This is a genomic window from Xanthomonas sp. NCPPB 1062 (assembly GCF_041481705.2).
Taxonomy (GTDB): domain Bacteria; phylum Pseudomonadota; class Gammaproteobacteria; order Xanthomonadales; family Xanthomonadaceae; genus Xanthomonas; species Xanthomonas euvesicatoria.
Window position 1 is genome coordinate 3029335 of sequence record NZ_CM192987.1, and the last position, 17850, is coordinate 3047184.

17 protein-coding genes are annotated in these 17850 nt (G+C 66.8%); 3 read left to right on the forward strand and 14 right to left on the reverse strand.

Annotated elements, in window-relative coordinates; genetic code table 11:
* Positions 1 to 105: 105 nt before the first annotated feature.
* The 6 genes from ACCQ16_RS13265 to trpB form a co-directional block, all read right to left on the reverse strand.
* A complete protein-coding gene (locus tag ACCQ16_RS13265; protein WP_029819752.1) occupies positions 106 to 1044 on the reverse strand; it encodes an isopenicillin N synthase family dioxygenase in 939 nt (312 codons plus the stop codon).
* A 122-nt stretch (positions 1045 to 1166) separates the two neighbouring features.
* The gene (gene glmM, locus ACCQ16_RS13270) at positions 1167 to 2516 is read right to left on the reverse strand and encodes a phosphoglucosamine mutase (protein ID WP_277572658.1); all 1350 of its coding nucleotides are present in this window, start codon (positions 2514 to 2516) and stop codon (positions 1167 to 1169) included.
* Positions 2513 to 3400: an acetyl-CoA carboxylase, carboxyltransferase subunit beta gene (gene accD / locus ACCQ16_RS13275; protein WP_008570957.1), complete on the reverse strand. Its 888-nt coding sequence runs from the start codon at positions 3398 to 3400 to the stop codon at positions 2513 to 2515. Before accD ends, glmM begins: the two co-directional genes overlap by 4 nt.
* A 269-nt stretch (positions 3401 to 3669) precedes the next feature.
* Complete coding sequence (gene trpA / locus ACCQ16_RS13280) at positions 3670 to 4476, reverse strand: tryptophan synthase subunit alpha (protein WP_031423335.1); 807 nt, start codon at positions 4474 to 4476, stop codon at positions 3670 to 3672.
* A gap of 43 nt (positions 4477 to 4519) precedes the next feature.
* Positions 4520 to 4900, reverse strand: coding sequence for a hypothetical protein (locus ACCQ16_RS13285; RefSeq protein ID WP_008570955.1), 381 nt, complete (start codon positions 4898 to 4900; stop codon positions 4520 to 4522).
* A 42-nt stretch (positions 4901 to 4942) separates the two neighbouring features.
* Positions 4943 to 6160: a tryptophan synthase subunit beta gene (gene trpB, locus ACCQ16_RS13290; RefSeq protein WP_277572657.1), complete on the reverse strand. Its 1218-nt coding sequence runs from the start codon at positions 6158 to 6160 to the stop codon at positions 4943 to 4945.
* A 104-nt stretch (positions 6161 to 6264) separates the two neighbouring features.
* Between trpB and ACCQ16_RS13295 the strand changes: the two genes are divergently transcribed.
* Positions 6265 to 7191, forward strand: coding sequence for a LysR family transcriptional regulator (locus ACCQ16_RS13295; RefSeq protein WP_277572656.1), 927 nt, complete (start codon positions 6265 to 6267; stop codon positions 7189 to 7191).
* A gap of 191 nt (positions 7192 to 7382) precedes the next feature.
* Here the strand turns inward: ACCQ16_RS13295 and ACCQ16_RS13300 are convergent, their stop codons facing one another.
* The 8 genes from ACCQ16_RS13300 to prmB form a co-directional block, all read right to left on the reverse strand.
* Entirely contained in the window at positions 7383 to 8051 is a 669-nt protein-coding gene (locus tag ACCQ16_RS13300) for a phosphoribosylanthranilate isomerase (protein WP_008570953.1), read from the reverse strand.
* Positions 8048 to 8821 carry a tRNA pseudouridine(38-40) synthase TruA gene (gene truA, locus ACCQ16_RS13305; RefSeq protein ID WP_136732725.1) on the reverse strand — a complete coding sequence of 258 codons (774 nt, stop codon included), beginning with the start codon at positions 8819 to 8821 and terminating at the stop codon, positions 8048 to 8050. The genes ACCQ16_RS13300 and truA overlap by 4 nt, the downstream gene beginning before the upstream one ends.
* A 162-nt stretch (positions 8822 to 8983) precedes the next feature.
* Complete coding sequence (locus ACCQ16_RS13310) at positions 8984 to 9391, reverse strand: VOC family protein (protein ID WP_218505868.1); 408 nt, start codon at positions 9389 to 9391, stop codon at positions 8984 to 8986.
* The gene (locus ACCQ16_RS13315) at positions 9388 to 11343 is read right to left on the reverse strand and encodes a type IV pilus assembly protein FimV (RefSeq protein ID WP_506175220.1); all 1956 of its coding nucleotides are present in this window, start codon (positions 11341 to 11343) and stop codon (positions 9388 to 9390) included. Before ACCQ16_RS13315 ends, ACCQ16_RS13310 begins: the two co-directional genes overlap by 4 nt.
* A gap of 683 nt (positions 11344 to 12026) precedes the next feature.
* Positions 12027 to 13052: an aspartate-semialdehyde dehydrogenase gene (locus tag ACCQ16_RS13320; protein ID WP_011347954.1), complete on the reverse strand. Its 1026-nt coding sequence runs from the start codon at positions 13050 to 13052 to the stop codon at positions 12027 to 12029.
* An 83-nt stretch (positions 13053 to 13135) separates the two neighbouring features.
* On the reverse strand, positions 13136 to 14209 hold the full coding sequence (locus ACCQ16_RS13325) for a 2-hydroxyacid dehydrogenase (RefSeq protein ID WP_039417773.1): 1074 nt from the start codon (positions 14207 to 14209) through the stop codon (positions 13136 to 13138).
* Positions 14202 to 15305, reverse strand: a complete 1104-nt coding sequence (aroC, locus tag ACCQ16_RS13330) for a chorismate synthase (protein ID WP_008577522.1) — start codon at positions 15303 to 15305, stop codon at positions 14202 to 14204. The genes ACCQ16_RS13325 and aroC overlap by 8 nt, the downstream gene beginning before the upstream one ends.
* Before the next feature lie 10 nt (positions 15306 to 15315).
* On the reverse strand, positions 15316 to 16242 hold the full coding sequence (prmB, locus tag ACCQ16_RS13335) for a 50S ribosomal protein L3 N(5)-glutamine methyltransferase (protein WP_014090540.1): 927 nt from the start codon (positions 16240 to 16242) through the stop codon (positions 15316 to 15318).
* An 80-nt stretch (positions 16243 to 16322) separates the two neighbouring features.
* Here prmB and ACCQ16_RS13340 point away from each other — a divergent pair, with 80 nt between their 5' ends.
* Both ACCQ16_RS13340 and asd read left to right on the forward strand, forming a co-directional pair.
* Positions 16323 to 16973 carry an SCO family protein gene (locus ACCQ16_RS13340; RefSeq protein ID WP_008577518.1) on the forward strand — a complete coding sequence of 217 codons (651 nt, stop codon included), beginning with the start codon at positions 16323 to 16325 and terminating at the stop codon, positions 16971 to 16973.
* Positions 16970 to 17812, forward strand: a complete 843-nt coding sequence (gene asd, locus ACCQ16_RS13345) for an archaetidylserine decarboxylase (RefSeq protein WP_218505866.1) — start codon at positions 16970 to 16972, stop codon at positions 17810 to 17812. Before ACCQ16_RS13340 ends, asd begins: the two co-directional genes overlap by 4 nt.
* The last annotated feature ends 38 nt before the right edge of the window (positions 17813 to 17850 follow it).

Genomic DNA, 17850 nt, shown 5'->3' on the forward strand with positions numbered 1-17850 from the left:
CCGAGTGAACGCAAGCTTTAACCAGACGCGAGCGGAATCTTCTGAACAGAAGTGCGGCACCGGTCACCGGTGGTGTTGCGAGCGCGGCTGTTGCGCAGGCGCAGATCACTTCAGCTTGATCTCGCGCAGACGCTCTTCCAGGAAGCCATGCGCCGTGATCGGCTCCGGATAACGGCTGGGATTGTCGGCGCTGATGCACGAGGGCAGCACGTCGATGAGGAAATCCGGATTGGGATGCAGGAAGAACGGCACCGAATAGCGCGGCTGGCGCGCCTGCTCTCCGGGCGGATTGACCACGCGGTGGATGGTGGACGGATATACATGGTTGGTCAGGCGCTGCAGCATGTCGCCGATGTTGACCACGATGGTGTCGGCGTCGGCAGTGAACGGCACCCACTCGCCATCGTGGGAACGCACTTCCAGGCCGGCGGCACTGGCACCCACCAGCAAGGTGATGAAATTGATGTCGCCATGCGCACCGGCACGCACGTTGGGAATGTCGTCGCTGGTGATCGGCGGGTAATGGATCGGCCGCAGGATCGAATTGCCGTTGTTGGTCTTGTCGACGAAGTAGTCCTGCGGCAGGCCGATATGCAGCGCCAGCGCCGACAGCACGCGCGAACCCAGTTGATCGAGCTGCTGGTACAGCTGGTAGCCGCGCTCGCGGAAACCCGGCACTTCGCTGGGCCACAGGTTCGGCGGCATCACTGCGCGGTACGGCGAATCGTCCGGAATCTCGCGGCCGATGTGCCAGAACTCCTTCAGGTCGAAGTGCTTGGAATCCTTGGCGGTTTCCACGCCGAACGCGGTGTAGCCGCGCGCGCCACCGCTGCCTTCCACGTGATAACGGCGCTTGGTCGCTTCGGGCAACGCGAAGAACGCCTTGAACACGTCGTAGGCGGCGTCGATGTCGGCCTGGGCGACGCCGTGATTGCGGATGCCGGCAAACCCCCACTGCCGATAAGCCGCTCCGAGCTCGGCGACGAAGGCGTCGCGATCGGTGTCGAAACGGGTGATGTCCAGCGTGGGGATGCGCGCGCTCATACGGATGTCTGCAGTCAAGGTCGAAAGGTCCAGAGAAACCTGCTGATCAGATCAGCAGGCGATACAACAGGTAGAACGTGGCGGCCTTGGCGATGACCACGCACACGCCAATGACGATCGACTCACGCCGCGTCACGCACTGCACCCGAGAGCCGGTCGAGCGTGTCCTGCATCAGGCCGGCGTCGTCGGCTTCCACGGTCACCCGTACCACCGGTTCGGTGCCCGACGGGCGCAGGAACGCGCGGCCGCGCCCTTGCACGGCGGCCTGCGCCTGCTGCAATGCCTGCTGCACGTGGACCGCTTCCACGATGGCCTTGGCGGTGCCGCCATCCAGGCGCACGTTGACGGTCTTCTGCGGCACCTTGCTCAGGCTGGCCAGCGCCTCGCGCAGGCTCTGCCCATCGCGGCCCAGCGCTTCGAGCACCTGCAGCGCACTGACGATGCCATCGCCAGTGCTGGCACGGTCCAGGCACAGCAGGTGACCGGACGTTTCGCCGCCCAACGTGCCGCCGCCTTCGACCAGGGCCTGATGCACGTAGCGGTCGCCGACCTTGGCGCGCTGGAACGGGATGTTCAGTGCAGCCAACGCCTGTTCCAGACCGTAATTGGTCATCAAGGTGCCGACCACGGTACCCGTCAGCCGGCCGCTGGCCTGCCACGAGCGGGCCAGCACATACAGCAGATCGTCGCCATCGACCGGGTTGCCCTGGTCATCGGCCATCAGCACGCGGTCGCCGTCGCCATCGAAGGCGATGCCCAGATGCGCCCCGCACTCGCGCACCTTGACGGCGAGATTGTCGATATGGGTCGAGCCCACGCCGGCGTTGATGTTGAGCCCGTCCGGCGCCGCGCCGATGACCACCACCTCGGCGCCCAGCTCGCGGAACAGCATGGGTGCGATGTGATAGGTGGCGCCATGCGCGCAATCCAGCACCATCTTCAGCCCGTGCAGGGTGAAACCGCGCGCCACGCTGGCCTTGCAGAATTCGATATAGCGGCCGATCGCGTCACGGGTGCGAATGGCCTTGCCCAATCGCTCCGATTCCACCGTGTGGAACTGCTCGTCCAACGCCGCTTCGATCGCCGCTTCGGTGGCGTCGTCGAGCTTCTCGCCTTCGGCGGAGAAGAACTTGATGCCGTTGTCGTAATGCGGATTGTGCGAGGCACTGATCACCACCCCCGCATCGGCGCGCAGCGTGCTGGTCAAAAAGGCGATGGCCGGGGTCGGCATCGGCCCGATCAGCTGCACGTCGGCCCCGGCGGCAACCAGGCCAGCCTCCAGCGCCGCTTCGAACATGTAGCCGGAAATGCGGGTGTCCTTGCCGATCAGCACCAATGGCCGCTTGCTGCGGCCCTGGGTCAGTACACGGCCAAGCGCATTGCCCAGGCGCAGCACGAAGTCGGCCGAGATCACACCCTGCCCGACCCGGCCGCGGATGCCGTCGGTGCCGAAATACTTGCGTGCGCTCATGCGGCGTCGGCGTCTTGCGGATGCGGCTGCCGCATCATCATCGCGGTGAGCTCGGCGATGCGGTCGCGCAGCTGGCGGCGGTCGCAGATCTGGTCGATGGCGCCGTGGTCGAGCAGGAACTCCGAACGCTGGAAACCTTCCGGCAGCGTTTCGCGCACGGTCTGTTCGATCACGCGTGGGCCGGCAAAGCCGATCAGCGCATGCGGCTCGGCGATGTTGATATCGCCGAGCATCGCGAACGAGGCCGACACGCCACCGGTGGTGGGATGGGTGAGCACCGAGATATACGGCAGGCCGGCTTCGCGCAGGCGGCCGAGCGCGGCCGAGGTCTTGGCCATCTGCATCAGCGAGAACAGGCCTTCCTGCATGCGTGCGCCGCCACTGGCGGAAAAGCATACGAACGGGCAGCCCACTTCCAGCGCCACTTCGGCCGCACGCGCAAAGCGCTCGCCGACCACCGACCCCATCGAGCCGCCCATGAAGGCGAAATCGAACGCAGCGGCGACCAGCGGATTGCCCTTGAGGGTGCCGCGCATGGCGATCAGCGCGTCGTATTCGCCGCTGGCCTTCTGACTGGCCTTGATGCGCTCGCCGTAGCGCTTCTGGTCCTTGAACTTGAGCGCGTCGACCGGCCCGAGCTGAGCGGCGATTTCAGTGGTGGCGGTGTCCGGGTCGAATAGCGAATTCAGGCGCGCGCGGGCGCGGATGGCCATGTGGTGATCGCATTTCGGGCACACCTCCAGGTTTTCTTCGAGCTCCGGGCCGTACAGCGCGCTCCCGCAATTGCTGCACTTTTCCCACAGGCCCTCGGGGACACTGCGCTTCTTGGCCGGGGTGTTTTCGGTGCGGATGCCGGAGGGCATCAATTTGCTGAGCCAGCTCATGCGTGTATGACAATCCATGCAGGGCGGCCTGGCGGGCCGCAGAGGGGCGACAGTCTAACGCGCCGTGGGAATGCCAAGGTAGCCAGGGTCATGAATGCGGGATCTGGCGCAGAGACTTGCGGCCTTGGGCGGCGAGATGTCTCTGCGCAGGATGGCCGCGGACGGATCGCGGCGACTGCCGTGGCGCGATGCGGCGCAATGGATCGGCTGCACGTGGCTGCGCCCGCCCCCTCAACCCACTCCCTAGCGCTGAGAGAGACGTTCGGTTCTCATTTCTGGTCGAGCGCCTGGCGCAACGGGGCCAGGAACGCTTCGGCGCGCTCACGGGCGCTGCGGACCTCGCCTGCGTCCGCCAATGCGGCGACCAGGGCACTGCCCACCACCACGCCGTCGGCATCCACGGCCATGGCAGCGGCGCTGGCCGCATCCTTGATGCCGAAGCCGGCCACCACCGGCGCGCCGGCACGCTGGCGCAGCTGGCGCAGGCGATCGCTGGCGGCATGGGTGTCGAGCAGATTGGAGGCGCCGGTGACGCCGGCAAAGCTGACGTAGTACAGATAGCCCTGCGCGGTGCTGCACAGCATGTCCAGGCGCTGCTCGCTGGTGGTGGGCGAGGCCAGTGCGATCAGCGCCAGGCCGACCTCGGTAAAGATGGCGCGCGTTTCGCCGGCTTCTTCCGGCGGCAGGTCGACCAGCAGCACACCATCCACGCCCGCGGCGACCGCGGCTTCGGCGAAGCGTCGCGTGCCATGGATCTCGATCGGGTTGAGGTAGCCCATCAACACCACCGGAGTGGTGGCATCTTCGCGACGGAATTCGTGCACCGCTTCGAGCACATACGCCAGGCCGGCGCCGCGTGCCAGCGCGCGCTCGGAGCTGCGCTGGATGGTGGGACCGTCGGCCATGGGGTCGGAGAACGGCACACCCAGCTCGATCACATCGGCACCGGCGCGCACCAGCGCGTGCATCACCGGCACGGTGGCTTCCAGCGATGGGTCGCCGGCGGTGATGAAGGGGATCAGTGCCTTGCGCCCATTGGCACGCAGCTCGGCGAAGCAGGAATCGATACGACGCATGAAATCACTCGAACAAGGGAGGAAGGCCAGCTGCCATCTAACCTCAGGTGGCAAAGAAATACCGCATCAGCGCAAAGCACAGCGCAAACAGGTAGCCGTAGGAAAATCGATCGATGCGCAGCACCGGGTCGCCGCGACGCGCACGCCACGCACCAAGCGCGGCCATCAGCCCACCAGCGACCAGCGGCGCGATCAGCAGCGCTGCCAGTCGAGACCCAAAGGTCGCAGTGAGGTGCTGCGGCAGCAGCCAGAGACTGACACCGCCAAGTAACGCGCCCAGGATTGCGTAGCCCACTGCCGCCAGCCAGGGCGAGGGCCTGCGCTCGAACGACTCGGCGACAGAGTGCAGGCCAACTTCGATCAGCAGCTCGGCCAAGGCCTGCAGGAGCACCTCGGCCACCAACTGGAGCATTCCTTCGAGCATCGCCGCGTCCCTGCGTCCGGATAGCGTCAGCCGCCACCACTTTTAAAGAGCGATCCCCTCGCGCGCTGCGATGGTATGCACATCCTTATCGCCACGCCCGGACAGATTGCACAACACCAGCGCATCCCTGGGCAGCTCGCGCGCAAGCTTGATCGACTGCGCCACCGCATGGCTGGACTCGAGCGCGGCAAGAATGCCTTCGGTATGCGCCAGCAGATGGAAGGCGGCCATCGCCTCGTCGTCGGTGATGCCCTGGTACACCGCGCGACCGCTGTCGGACAGGAACGAATGCTCCGGGCCCACACCCGGGTAATCCAGGCCGGCGGAAATCGAATGGGTCTCGGTGATCTGGCCGTCGTCGTCGCAGATCACGTAGGTGCGGTTGCCGTGCAGCACGCCCGGGCGACCTGCGGCGATGGAGGCGGCGTGGCGGCCGGTGGCGATGCCATCGCCGGCCGCTTCGGCGCCATAGATCTTGACGCCCGGATCATTGAGGAAGGCATGGAACAAACCGATCGCATTGCTGCCGCCACCCACGCAGGCACTGATCGCATCCGGCAGCCGACCATAGTCCTGCAGCATCTGTTCGCGCGCCTCGCGACCGACAATCGCATTGAAGTCGCGCACCATGCGCGGGTATGGGTCCGGGCCAGCCACGGTGCCGATGATGTAGAAGGTGTCGCGCACGTTGGTCACCCAGTCGCGCATGGCTTCGTTGAGCGCGTCCTTGAGCGTGGCCGAGCCGGAAGTCACCGGGATCACCGTGGCGCCGAGCAGCTTCATGCGGTAGACGTTGATCTTTTGCCGCTCGATGTCGGTGGCGCCCATGTAGACCACGCATTCCAGGCCCAGGCGTGCCGCCACGGTGGCACTGGCGACGCCGTGCTGGCCGGCGCCGGTCTCGGCGATGATGCGGGTCTTGCCCATGCGGCTGGCCAACAGCGCCTGGCCGATGGTGTTGTTGATCTTGTGCGCGCCGGTGTGGTTCAGGTCTTCGCGCTTGAGCAGGATCTGCGCCCCACCCACTTCACGGCTGAGCCGCTCGGCGTGGTAGATCGGGCTGGGCCGGCCGACGTAATGCTTGAGGTCCTTTTCGTATTCGGCAATGAAACTCGGGTCCTGCCGTGCCTGATCGTAGGCGGCGGACAATTCCTGCAGCGGGCCGATCAAGGTTTCGGCGACGAAACGGCCACCGAACTTGCCGAAGTGACCGGCAGCATCCGGATAGGCGTAAAAGTCACTGATGGGCTGGGCCGACATGGAATCCTCTGCAGCGATGCGTCATACGAGAGGCATCACTTTAGCGCAGCCGCGGCGCGCAATAAATCGATAAGATTGCCGCAACCTGTGAGCTGGAATCACATATGAGTGCCTTGCTTCCTCCACTGGCGGCGCTGCGTGCGTTCGAAGCTGCCGCGCGCCTGCAGAGCCTCAGCCGTGCTGCGCAGGAATTGCACGTCACCCATGGCGCCATCAGCCGGCACGTGCGTTCGCTGGAACAGGCGTTGGGCGCCGCGCTGTTTGCACGCCAGGGCCGCGGCCTCGTGCTGACCGCGGCGGGCGTTCGGCTTCGCGATGCCACCGGCGAAGGCTTTGGCGTGATTGGTCAGGCCTGGGCGGCATTACAACGCCCGGCCGCCGAAGCGCCGCTGGTGCTGGGGTGTTCGGGCAGCTTGCTGGCGCGCTGGGTGATTCCGCGCCTGGGACTGCTGCAGCAAGAGCTGCCTGACGTGCGCCTGCATCTGTCGGCCAGCGAACAGCCACCTGGTCCGGAGCTGGACGGCTTGGATGCCGCCCTGCTGCTGGACACCCCGCCCTGGCCCAGCGAGTGGCAGGTGCACACCCTCGGCGTGGAGTGGATTGGGCCGGTGCTGAGCCCTCAGCTCGCATCGACCCTGCAGATCGAGGGGAGCAACCCGGCCGCGCTCGGCGATCACGCGCTGCTGCACACCCGCTCGCGCCCGCAAGCCTGGCCGGAATGGGCCCAGGCGCACGGGCTGGCACCTGAGGGGCTGCGCTTCGGTACCGAATTCGAACACCTGGTGTATCTGTTGGAAGCCGCTGCCGCTGGTCTTGGGATCGCGATTGCGCCGCAGCCGTTGGTCGCCGCGGACCTGGCAGCCGGGCGCCTGCTGGCGCCATGGGGCTTCACCGCCACGCGAGGGCGCTGGGTCTTGTGCGCGGCCAAGCGCAACCCCGATCCACGCATCGAACGGCTGGCCGGCTGGCTAGGCAAAGCGCTGGCGACAGACCAGCACACCTCTTCAACCCTGCAGGCAGCGGAGAACTGAGCAGCCATCGCGCGCGATCACCACATGAGCACTTCGCCAGCTGCTGGCGCCTCGCAAACACGTGCAAGCGAAAAGGCGCAAGGATCAGGCGACTGTCCAGTGGATCCTGACGCAGCGGTGTTGCAGGCAAGAAGCAGCGCTTGAGATGCCTCGGCATAGCCGCTGCCACGAATCCCGAACCCCAATCACCCTCACGACATGTCGTGACAATCCGCCCGCCGCACTTCCTCGACGAACTTGCGCATCTTGTGGCCGTCCTTGATGCCGGGCGCCAACTCCACGCCACTGGAAACGTCCACGCCCCAAGGCAACGTGGCCACGATGGCGTCGAACACGTTGTCGGCGTTGATGCCACCGGCCAGCAGAAACGGACGGTGCAAGCCGGTGGGCAAGCGCGACCAGTCGAAGGTCTTGCCGGTGCCGCCGCCCGCGCCGGGCGCATGGCTGTCGAACAGAAAGCCAGCGGTATTGGGATACGACAACTGCAGCGTGCGCGCGTTGGCGTCCTCGCCATTCACGCCGCTGCTGCCCATCGGCACCGCCTTGAGATACGGCAGGTTGAAGCTACGGCAGAACGCGTCGTCTTCCTCGCCATGGAACTGCAACAAGGTCGGGCGCACGGTGCGCACCACTTCGCGCACTTCTTCCTTGGAATTGTTGCGGAACAACGCCACCACATCGACCATCGGCGCAGTGGCCTGGCGCATCGCGCGCGCCTCGGCCGGCGCCACGCGCCGGGGGCTGCCATGCGCAAAGATGAAACCTACCGCGTCCACACCCAGCTCGCCGGCCAGCCGGATATCGCCGGCGCGGGTCATGCCACAAAACTTGATACGGGTGCGGTACAGCGATCGATTCATTGGGTCACCTCAGCAGGCAGATGCCACTCTGCAGGATACAGAGGTCCGATAAATACCAGACCTTGTGGCGGCGCTGTCGGGCCGGCCACAGTGCGGTCGCGTCCGGCGAGCAACGTCGCGATCCAGTCGGCCGGCTGCTCGCCGGTACCGACCAAAATCAGCGAACCCACAATATTCCGCACCATGTGATGAAGGAATGCATTGGCCTGGACCTGCACCTCCACCACCTCGCCGATACGCTGCACGTGGATGGCCTGCAGGTGACGGCGCGCGTGCAAGGCCTGACATTGCACGCTGCGGAACGCGCTGAAATCGTTCTCGCCCAATAAGGCCTGCGCCGCCGCATGCATGGCATCGGCATCGAGCGGGCGACGCTCCCAGCTCAGGGTATGCCGATACAGGGCTGGGCGAATCTGCCGATTGAGCAGGCGATAGCGGTAACGACGCGCGCGTGCGGAAAAGCGCGCGTGGAAGTCATCGGCTGCCGGCACGCACCAGCGCACGGCGATCGACGGCGGCAGGCGCGCAGTGGTGCCCAGCATCCAGCCACGCGGCTCGCGGCGTGCGTCGCTATCGAAATGCACCACCTGGCATTCGCCATGCACGCCCGCGTCGGTGCGCCCGGCGCAGACCACCTGCACCGGCGCATCGGCGACCGACGACAAGGCCGCCTGCAGGCTGGCCTGCACGCTCGGCCCGCCATGCTCGCCCAACTGCTGCCAGCCCTGGAACTCGCTGCCGTCGTATTCCACGCCCAGCGCGTAACGCATCGGTACCTGCCCTATGAGTGAATCGATGAAATCGGCGCGCCGGTCATGCCGCCGCCATCGCAGGCGATTGCCAGCACAGCCCCGTCGCTGCAAAGAAGGTGAAGTGTACGAGCCGCATTGGCTGGTGCCGAGCCGCGGGACGCGCGTGCGACCAGCGCGCAGTCAGTCGTCGGACGCGACGCTGCGCTGGGACCACACGGCCAACGTGGTGCCGCCGGGCTCGCGGAAATGAAACCGGCTGCCGCCCGGAAAGCCGAAGACCGGCTTGACGATCACCCCGCCTGCGCCACGCACGCGCTCGATCACCGGGGCCAACGCGTCGGCATACAACACCACAAGCGGACCACCCCCGTCCGGCGCCGGCGCGGCTGCACGGTAGAAGCCGCCGTCCAGGCGTCCATCGTTGAAGGCCAGGTAATCCGGACCGTAGGCCTGGAATTGCCAACCGAACACCGCTTCGAAGAACGCACGGCTGGCATCCGGATCGATGGAGGCGAACTCCACATAGTCGATCCGGCGCTCGCGTGCGTCACTTTCCTGCGCGGCAAGGCGATCGATCGCCGGGCTCATGCCAGGCGTTCCAGCAGCTCGGCGGCTTCGGCGCGCGTGGCGTCGTCGCCGGTGGCGGCAACTTCCAGCAGCAGGCCGCGCGCGGTGTCCTTGTCGCCCAGGTCCATGTAAGCCACCGCCAGTTCCAGGCGATCGCGCCCGGCCGAGGCGACGTCCCGGCTGGCCGAGGGGCTGGGCGCAGCGCTCGGCGCCGCAGGCGGACGCTCGAAATCCAGGCTGTCTTGCGTGGCCGCCGCTACCGGGGAAGCCGTAGACGGGACATCACCGATCGTGGGTGCGACATCTGCGTGACTCGCTTCCACGGCCTCGAACGCCGGGTGCGGCGGAGCCTGCACCTCGTCGACGGGGGCGCTGTCCTGCGGCGGCGTTGCCACCACCGGCGGTGCGGCCCGCAGCGCACGCCAATCGTCGCTGTTGACCGCCATGGGCGCAGCAGCCGGCTCGGACGGCAGCGGCTCGCGACGCAGCACGTCCGACAATGGTTGCTGCGCGTCATGGGCGCGCTCTTCGTCGCGCAGATCGGCCTGCTCGAATTCGGTCTCGTGCACCACATCGCGCTCGCTGGGCTCAGTGGCTTGCGTCGCCTCTTGCGGCTCGGCGGCCTGCACCGGCGCGCCAGGCAGGACGAAGTCGAACTGCCGACGCGGCAACGGCGGCAGCGGCGAGGGTTTGCGACGGCGCGCGGCCAGCCACGCCACCACAGCCGCGACGATCAACACCAGCCCGCCGATCAACCACAGCGGAAAACCGCCACCCTGTTGTGCGGCCGCCGGGGTTTCCGACAGGCGCTTCTGTGCGGCCGCCAGGTCGCTGTCCTTCATGGCGATCAGCGCTTGCTGTTGCTGCTTGAGCTTTTCCAGATCCGCCACGCGGGTCCGCAGGTCCTGCAATTCCGCATCGCGGGTGGCGATGTCTTCCTTGGCCTGTTGCAACTGTTGATTGGCCGCCATCTCGCCCTCGCCTTCGGCACTGGTGCCGGACGTGACGCCGGCCTTGTTGGTCTGACTCGCCACTGCAGGGGCGATTTCGAGCCGCGCGCCGTTGCCAGCCGCTGCGGCAGGTGTGGCGGGCGGCGGCGTTGCGGCAGCGGCGGCGCCGGCCTCGGCCGGTTGCGGCACCGCCGATCGCGCCTGCCGCCACTGGGCGGCCTGCTCGCGCACCATGACCGCCGCTTCGGCCGCACCGACCTGGGCAAGCGCGTCTTCCTGCGGCGTGCGCAGCACCGCGCCCTGCTTCAGGCGATTGATGTTGCCGTTGATGAAGGCGTCCGGATTGGTGCGCAGCAACGCCAGCATGGTCTGGTCCAGCGAGTGCCCGCTGGAACGCGCCACCGCCGCGGCGATCTCCGACAAGGTCTGGCCCGCGCGCACGGCCGGCAACGCGTCGCCGGCCTGCGTCGCAGACGCAGCAGACGCACTGCCAGTTGCACGCGCAGCCGGTTCGGCCCTGGCGTTGTCCTGCGCGGCGGGCGCGGCGACCGGCGCCGGCTCGCGTGCAATCGCATTGCTGGAACCGGCACGCGGCGCTTCGATGGCCGGCTCGGCGATGGCGGCCGCGGTGTTGGGCGCATCGACCAAGGCGGAATATTCGCGCACCAGCCGGCCCTGGCCCCACTCCACCTCGATCAGGAAGTTGATCGCCGGCTGGTCCACCGCCTGGCTGCTGGTCACGCGGATCACCGCACGCCCGCGTGCGTCCTGCGCGAACTGGAACTGCAGATTGCTGACCAGCCCTTGCGGGCGCTCCAGGCCGACGCGCGCAAACGTGGTGGCCGATGCCAGCGCCACGCGTGCGTTGTCCAGTTCGCCCGGCTCGTTGGAGATGACCGGAATCTCGGCCACCAGCGGTTGCCCGGGCTTGGACAGCACCCGGATATCGCCCAGCCCCAACGCCATTGCAGCGCCGCTGCAGGCCATCAGCAGCAACGCACCTATCCCTTGTATCGGACGCATCGCGCCCCCGCCCCTATGTTTCATGGGCATCAATATAGCTGCTGGATGAGCGAAAAAGTCGGCGCCGTGATGCAGAGCGCTGTGCCAGCGACACTGCCGCAGTGCGGCATGCATGCGTGGCCAATGCAAACCGGCAAGTGCTGATGGGCGCTCTCACTGCGCGAGGTCTCAAGCGCGCAACGGCCTGTCGGCAGATTGCGTGGTGCAAAGTCACGCGCTGCGGGATGCCATGACAGGGCGCCAATGGCGTGTCGCCTGAGCAGGCACGGAGTGTGTGCGAGCGGCTGGCGACAGGTCTGCGCACTGCAAGCTGCAAGGTCCTCCAATGCCACATGAGGCGATACGCGCACGTGCGCATGCCCGCAGACGCGCGATGGGCAGCGCGCCTGCAGGTGGAATTCGGTTGAGGTGGAATTCGGTTGAGAATCGAGCCGACGTTCCATGTGTCGGTGCGCACCCTGCCGGAGCGCTTGCGCGCGGTGCGCCTCTCTGGGAAGCATCACCGCGCGCCGGCATGCTCCAGCACGTGCACGGCGGTTGAGAGCGCCAACTGCACGTCGCGAGCCGTCCCCATGCAGGCGCGAACGGCGCGCTCAGCATCGCAGTGGCCGGGTGACGCCTGCTGCACCAGGCGCCGGCCGCGCGCACGCATGGCGGCTGCGCGGTCGTCTTTGTCGTGCTGCTTAGCCTTCCTGTGCGACCAGTTCGGCCAGCTGCACGGCGTTGAGCGCAGCGCCCTTGCGGATATTGTCGGAGACGATCCACAAGTTCAGGCCGCGCGGATGCGAAAAGTCTTCACGGATGCGGCCGACGAACACCGCATCCTTGCCGGAAGCATGCGTGACCGGCGTCGGGTAGCCGCCGGGCTTGCGCTCGTCCACCACTTCCACGCCAGGCGACGCTGCCAGCAGCGCGCGCGCCTGCTCCACGGTGATCTTGTCGCGGGTCTCGATCGCCACCGCTTCGGAATGGCCGTAGAACACCGGCACGCGCACCGCGGTGGGGTTCACCTGGATGCTGTCGTCGCCGAGGATCTTGCGGGTCTCCCAGACCAGCTTCATCTCTTCCTTGGTGTAGCCGTTGTCCTGGAAGTCGTCGATGTGCGGGATCAGGTTGAAGGCGATCTGCACCGGGAACCGCTGCGGGTCGATGTCCTGAAAGCTCAACAACTCGCTGGTCTGCTTGCCCAGTTCTTCCATCGCCGAACGCCCGCCGCCGGAGACCGACTGGTAGGTCGCCACGTTGATACGCTCGATGCCGTACTGGCGGTGGATCGGGCCCAGTGCCACCAGCATTTGCATGGTCGAGCAATTGGGATTGGCGATGATGCCGCGCGGGCGCTGCTTGAGCGCTTCCGGGTTGACCTCGGACACCACCAGCGGCACGTCGTCGTCGTAGCGGAAGGCCGAGGAGTTATCGATCACCACCGCACCGGCCGCGGCGAACTTGGGGCCGTATTCCTTGGACACGCTGCCGCCGGCGGAGAACAGCGCGATGTCCACGCCGGCGGGGTCGAACTCGGCCAGGTCCAGCACATCGACCTTGCCGCCATTGAACTCCACCTGCCCGCCCGCCGAGCGCGACGACGCCAGCGCGTACAGGGTGGCTACCGGGAAGTTGCGCTCGGCCAGGATGCTCAGCATGGTCTCGCCGACAGCGCCGGTGGCGCCCACGACGGCGACGTTGAAACGACGGTTTTCGTTGCTCATGCGTTTGTCTTTATCGAAAGGGGAAATGAGGAAGCACTGCGCGCTGGGTTCGGGGAACCTCCAACGCTGGCCGCGGAGGTTCCCTATCGTTTGGTCGAAATGCTGCCGGTGACGCCGTTTTTTTTCGCGTCCACGCCGGTGCCGCCACGTTTGGTAGCGGCAACTGCATCGGCGTTGAGGGCGCTCGGCGGGTTGCCGGCATGCGGGCCCTTGCCCAGCGCAGCGATCAGGTTGTCCACCGCCAGTTGCACCATCGCGCGGCGCGTGGCCAGGCTGGCGCTGCCGATGTGCGGGGTGAGCACCACGTTGTTCAGCGCCAGCAGCTCCGGACGCACATGCGGCTCGCCTTCGTAGACATCCAGGCCGGCACCGGCCAGGCGGCCGTTGGCCAGCGCATCGGCCAATGCCAGCTCATCGACGATGCCACCGCGGGCGATGTTCACCAGCGTGGCGGTGGCGCGCATCTTGCCCAACGCCGCGGCATCGATGATGTGGTGAGAGTCCCTGGTGTACGGCAATACCAGCACCAGGTGATCGGACTGCGCCAGCAATGTCTCGAAATCCACGTACCGTGCGCCCAGCGCCTGTTCGGTAGCGGCCGGCAACGGGCTGCGGTTGTGGTACAGCACGCGCATGCCGAAACCGTGCGCACCGCGCCGGGCGATGCCTTGGCCAATGCGGCCCATGCCCAGGATGCCGAGCGTGCTGCCGTGGATATCGGCGCCGAGCATGGTCTTGAACGACCATTGCCCCCACTGCCCGTCGCGCAGCCAGCGCTCGGATTCGGTGATGCGGCGCGCGGTGGCCATCAGCAACGCAAAGCCGAGATCGGCCGTGGTTTCGGTAAGCACGTCCGGCGTGTTGCTGGCCAGGATGCCGGCCGCGCTTAAGGCGTCGATGTCGAGATTGTTGTAGCCCACGCCGACATTGGCGATGGCGCGCAGCTGCGGCGCGGCGGCGATTTCGGCCGCGCCGATGCGCTCGTTGAGGGTGATCAGGGCGCCGTCCAACGGTGCCAGTTGCGCGGCCAGCTCGGCCGGCGAATATGCGCTGACGCGCTGCGTGGTGGTCAGCTCGAAATGCTCGCCCAGCTGCGCGACGACATCGTCGAACAGCGGCTGGCTCACCCACACCCTGGGGCGACGTCCGTCAGACATCGACCTGACCGGGAATGCGTGGCGACACCTCGCCCACATCGCCGCACTGCGCACGATGTCGCAACGCCTGGTCCATCAGCACCAGTGCCATCATCGCCTCGGCGATCGGGGTGGCGCGGATGCCCACGCACGGGTCGTGCCGGCCGGTGGTGATGACATCGACCACGCTGCCATCGGCATCCACCGTCGCGCCGGGCAGGCGCAGGCTGGAAGTGGGCTTGAGCACCATCGAAGCAGTGACCGCCTGGCCAGTGGAAATACCGCCCAGGATGCCGCCGGCATGGTTGCTGAGAAAGCCTTCCGGGGTGATCAGGTCGCGGTGTTCGGTACCCTTCTGCGCCGCGCTGGCGAAGCCGTCGCCGATCTCCACGCCCTTGACCGCATTGATGCTCATCAACGCCGCCGCAAGTTCGGCATCGAGCTTGCCGTAGATCGGCTCGCCCCAGCCTGCCGGAACGCCGCCGGCCACCACGTCCACGCGCGCACCGACCGAGTCGCCGGATTTGCGCAGCGCGTCCATGTAGGTTTCCAGCTCCGGCACCTGCGCCGCATGCGGCCAGAAGAACGGGTTGTCTTCCACCGCATCCCAATCGAAACCAGCGGGACGGATCTGGCCCAGCTGCGACAGGAAACCGCGCACCAGCACGCCATAGCGCTGCTTGAGCCACTTCTTGGCGATCACGCCGGCGGCCACGCGCATGGTGGTTTCGCGCGCCGACGAACGCCCGCCGCCGCGAGGATCGCGAATGCCGTACTTCTGCCAGTAGGTGTAATCGGCATGGCCGGGACGGAACTGCTGGGCGATGTTGCTGTAGTCCTTGCTGCGCTGATCGGTATTGCGGATCAGCAAGCCGATCGGCGTGCCGGTGGTACGGCCTTCGTACACGCCGGACAGGATCTCGATCTCGTCGGCCTCGCGGCGCGCCGAGGTGTGCCGGCTCTTGCCGCTGGCGCGGCGCTGCAGATCGTGGGTGAACTCTTCCGGCGCGAGCTCCAGGCCGGGAGGGCAGCCGTCGACGACGCAACCGATCGCCGGCCCGTGCGACTCGCCGAAGGTGGTGACAGTGAACAGCTTGCCGAACGAATTGGCACTCATGCGCGCAGGCTCATCGCTGCGCGGCCAGCTCGGCGATGCGGGCACCGTGGGCGATCAATTCGCGGCATTCCACGGCGAAGATGCCCATCTGCCCGACCTTGAACTCGACCCAGGCCAGATCCACTTCCGGCAGCAGCTTGACCAGGTGCTGCTCGGACTCGCCCACTTCGCAGATCAGCAAGCCGTCTTCGCTCAGGTGCTGCGGCGCATCGCGCAGGATCTTCAACACCAGGTCCAGGCCATCGTCGCCGGCGCGCAGGCCGAGTTCGGGCTCGTAGGAATACTCCTGCGGCAGCGCGTCGGTTTCCTCGTTGGTGACGTACGGCGGGTTGGTGACGATCAGGTCGTACTGGCGACCGCCCAGACCGTTGAACAGGTCCGACTTGAGCAAGGTGACATTGTCGGCATGCAGGCGCGCCTTGTTTTCTGCGGCCAGCGCCAGCGCATCGTCGCTGATGTCCACGCCGTCCACATCCCACTGCGGGTTGTAGTGGCCCATCGCGATGGCGATGCAGCCCGAACCGGTGCACAGGTCCAGCGCGCGAGTCACTTCGCGCCCGCCCAGCCAGGGCTCGAAGCCGGCTTCGATCAATTCGGCGATCGGCGAACGCGGCACCAGGGCGCGCGCATCGCTCTTGAAACTCAGGCCTGCAAACCAGGCCTCGCCGGTGAGGTAAGCGGCCGGCACGCGCTCGGTGATGCGGCGCTCGAACAGACCAAGCACCTGGTCTTTTTCCGAGCGCAGCAAGCGCGCCTGGCCGTAGGCCGGGCCCAGATCGTGCGGCAGATGCAGGCTGTGCAGGACCAGCTGGGTGGCTTCGTCCAACGCATTGTCGTAGCTGTGGCCGAAGGTCAGACCGGCTGCGTTGAAACGGCTGGTGCCGTAGCGGATCAGGTCGATGATGGTGTGCAGTTCGTCGGCCGCGGCGGCAGTCATGGCAACAACTAAAGAGGAATCGGCCCCCGATTATAGAGGTCGGATCGGTATCATGAGCGTCCGTTGCACTGGAAACCGCCATGTTCAATCGCAATACCGGCATCGTGCTGCTGGTGGCCCTGGCCGCCGGCCTGGGGATGTTGCTGGGCCAGAAGTTCCTTGGCGGCGCGCCCAGTTCGCCATGGCCGCCCACCAAGACCATCACCTTTTATCCGCAGCCGCGCCCGCTGCCGCAATTCAGCCTGCGCCAGTCCGACGGCACCCAGCTGGTGCCCGGCGAACTCAAGGGGCATTGGACGCTGGTGTTTCTGGGCTTCACGTTCTGCCCCGATGTCTGCCCCACCACCTTGACCGATCTGGCAGTGGCGCAACAGCAATGGGAAAGCATTCCCGATGGCCTGCGCCCGCGCGTGCTGTTCGTGTCGGTGGACCCGCAGCGCGATCCGCCCGCGCGCCTGGGCGAGTACGCACATGCCTTCCACAAGGACACCCTGGCCGCCACGGCGGACGTGCCGGCGTTGGAGCGCTTCGCCACCGCGCTGGGCTTCGTGTTCCAGAAGGTCCCGGGCAAAGGCTATGCGCAAAATCCCAACGACTACAGCATGGACCACTCCGCCGGCATTGCCGTGCTCGATCCGCAAGGCCGCCTGGCCGGGCTGATCCGCCCCCCGCTCGATCCGAAGGCGATTGCCGCCGACCTCCAACAGCTGACCAAGGTAACCGCTCCGTGAGTCTTGTCACTTCCCTGACCTACGTGCTGCCGCACCGGTTGCTGTCCTCGCTGGCGCGCGCGCTGGCCTACTCGGATAGACCCGCCACCAAGCAGTGGTTGATCGACACGGTCACACGCAAGTTCGGCGTGGACCTTAGCGAGGCAGAGGAGCCGGATCCGCGCGCCTATCCCACCTTCAATGCGTTCTTTACCCGCGCCTTGAAGCCCGGCGCACGCGTGCCGGATGCCGACCCGGCTGCGTTGCTGATGCCCGCCGACGGCCGCATCAGCCAGCTCGGCCCGATCGAGAACGGCCGCATTTTCCAGGCCAAGGGGCAGTCGTTCACTGCTGCAGAATTGCTTGGCGACGAGGCCGCGGCGGCGCCGTTCAACGACGGCCTGTTCGCCACCGTGTATCTGTCGCCCAAGGACTACCACCGCGTGCATATGCCGTGGACCGGCACCCTGCGCGAGACCGTGCACGTGCCAGGGCGGCTGTTCAGCGTGGGCCCGGACGCCGTACGCAACGTGCCGCGCCTGTTCGCGCGCAACGAGCGGCTGGTCTGCCACTTCGACACCGATTTCGGCCCGATGGCCTCGGTGATGGTAGGTGCGCTGCTGGTGTCCGGCGTGGAGACGGTCTGGAGCGGCGTGGAGATTCCGCGCTATGGCGACCGCATCACGCGCAAGGACTACCGCGGCAAGGGCATCGTGCTGGAGAAGTTCGCGGAGATGGCCAGGTTCAATTACGGCTCGACCGTCATCGTGTTGCTGCCGCCGGGTGTGGCCACGCTCGATGGCAGACTTGCGGCCGAAACATCGGTTCGTCTTGGCCAGGCACTCGCGCGTCGTCAGTGAAGTGCAACGCTGCCCTCGTAGGAGCGGACCTGGCCGCG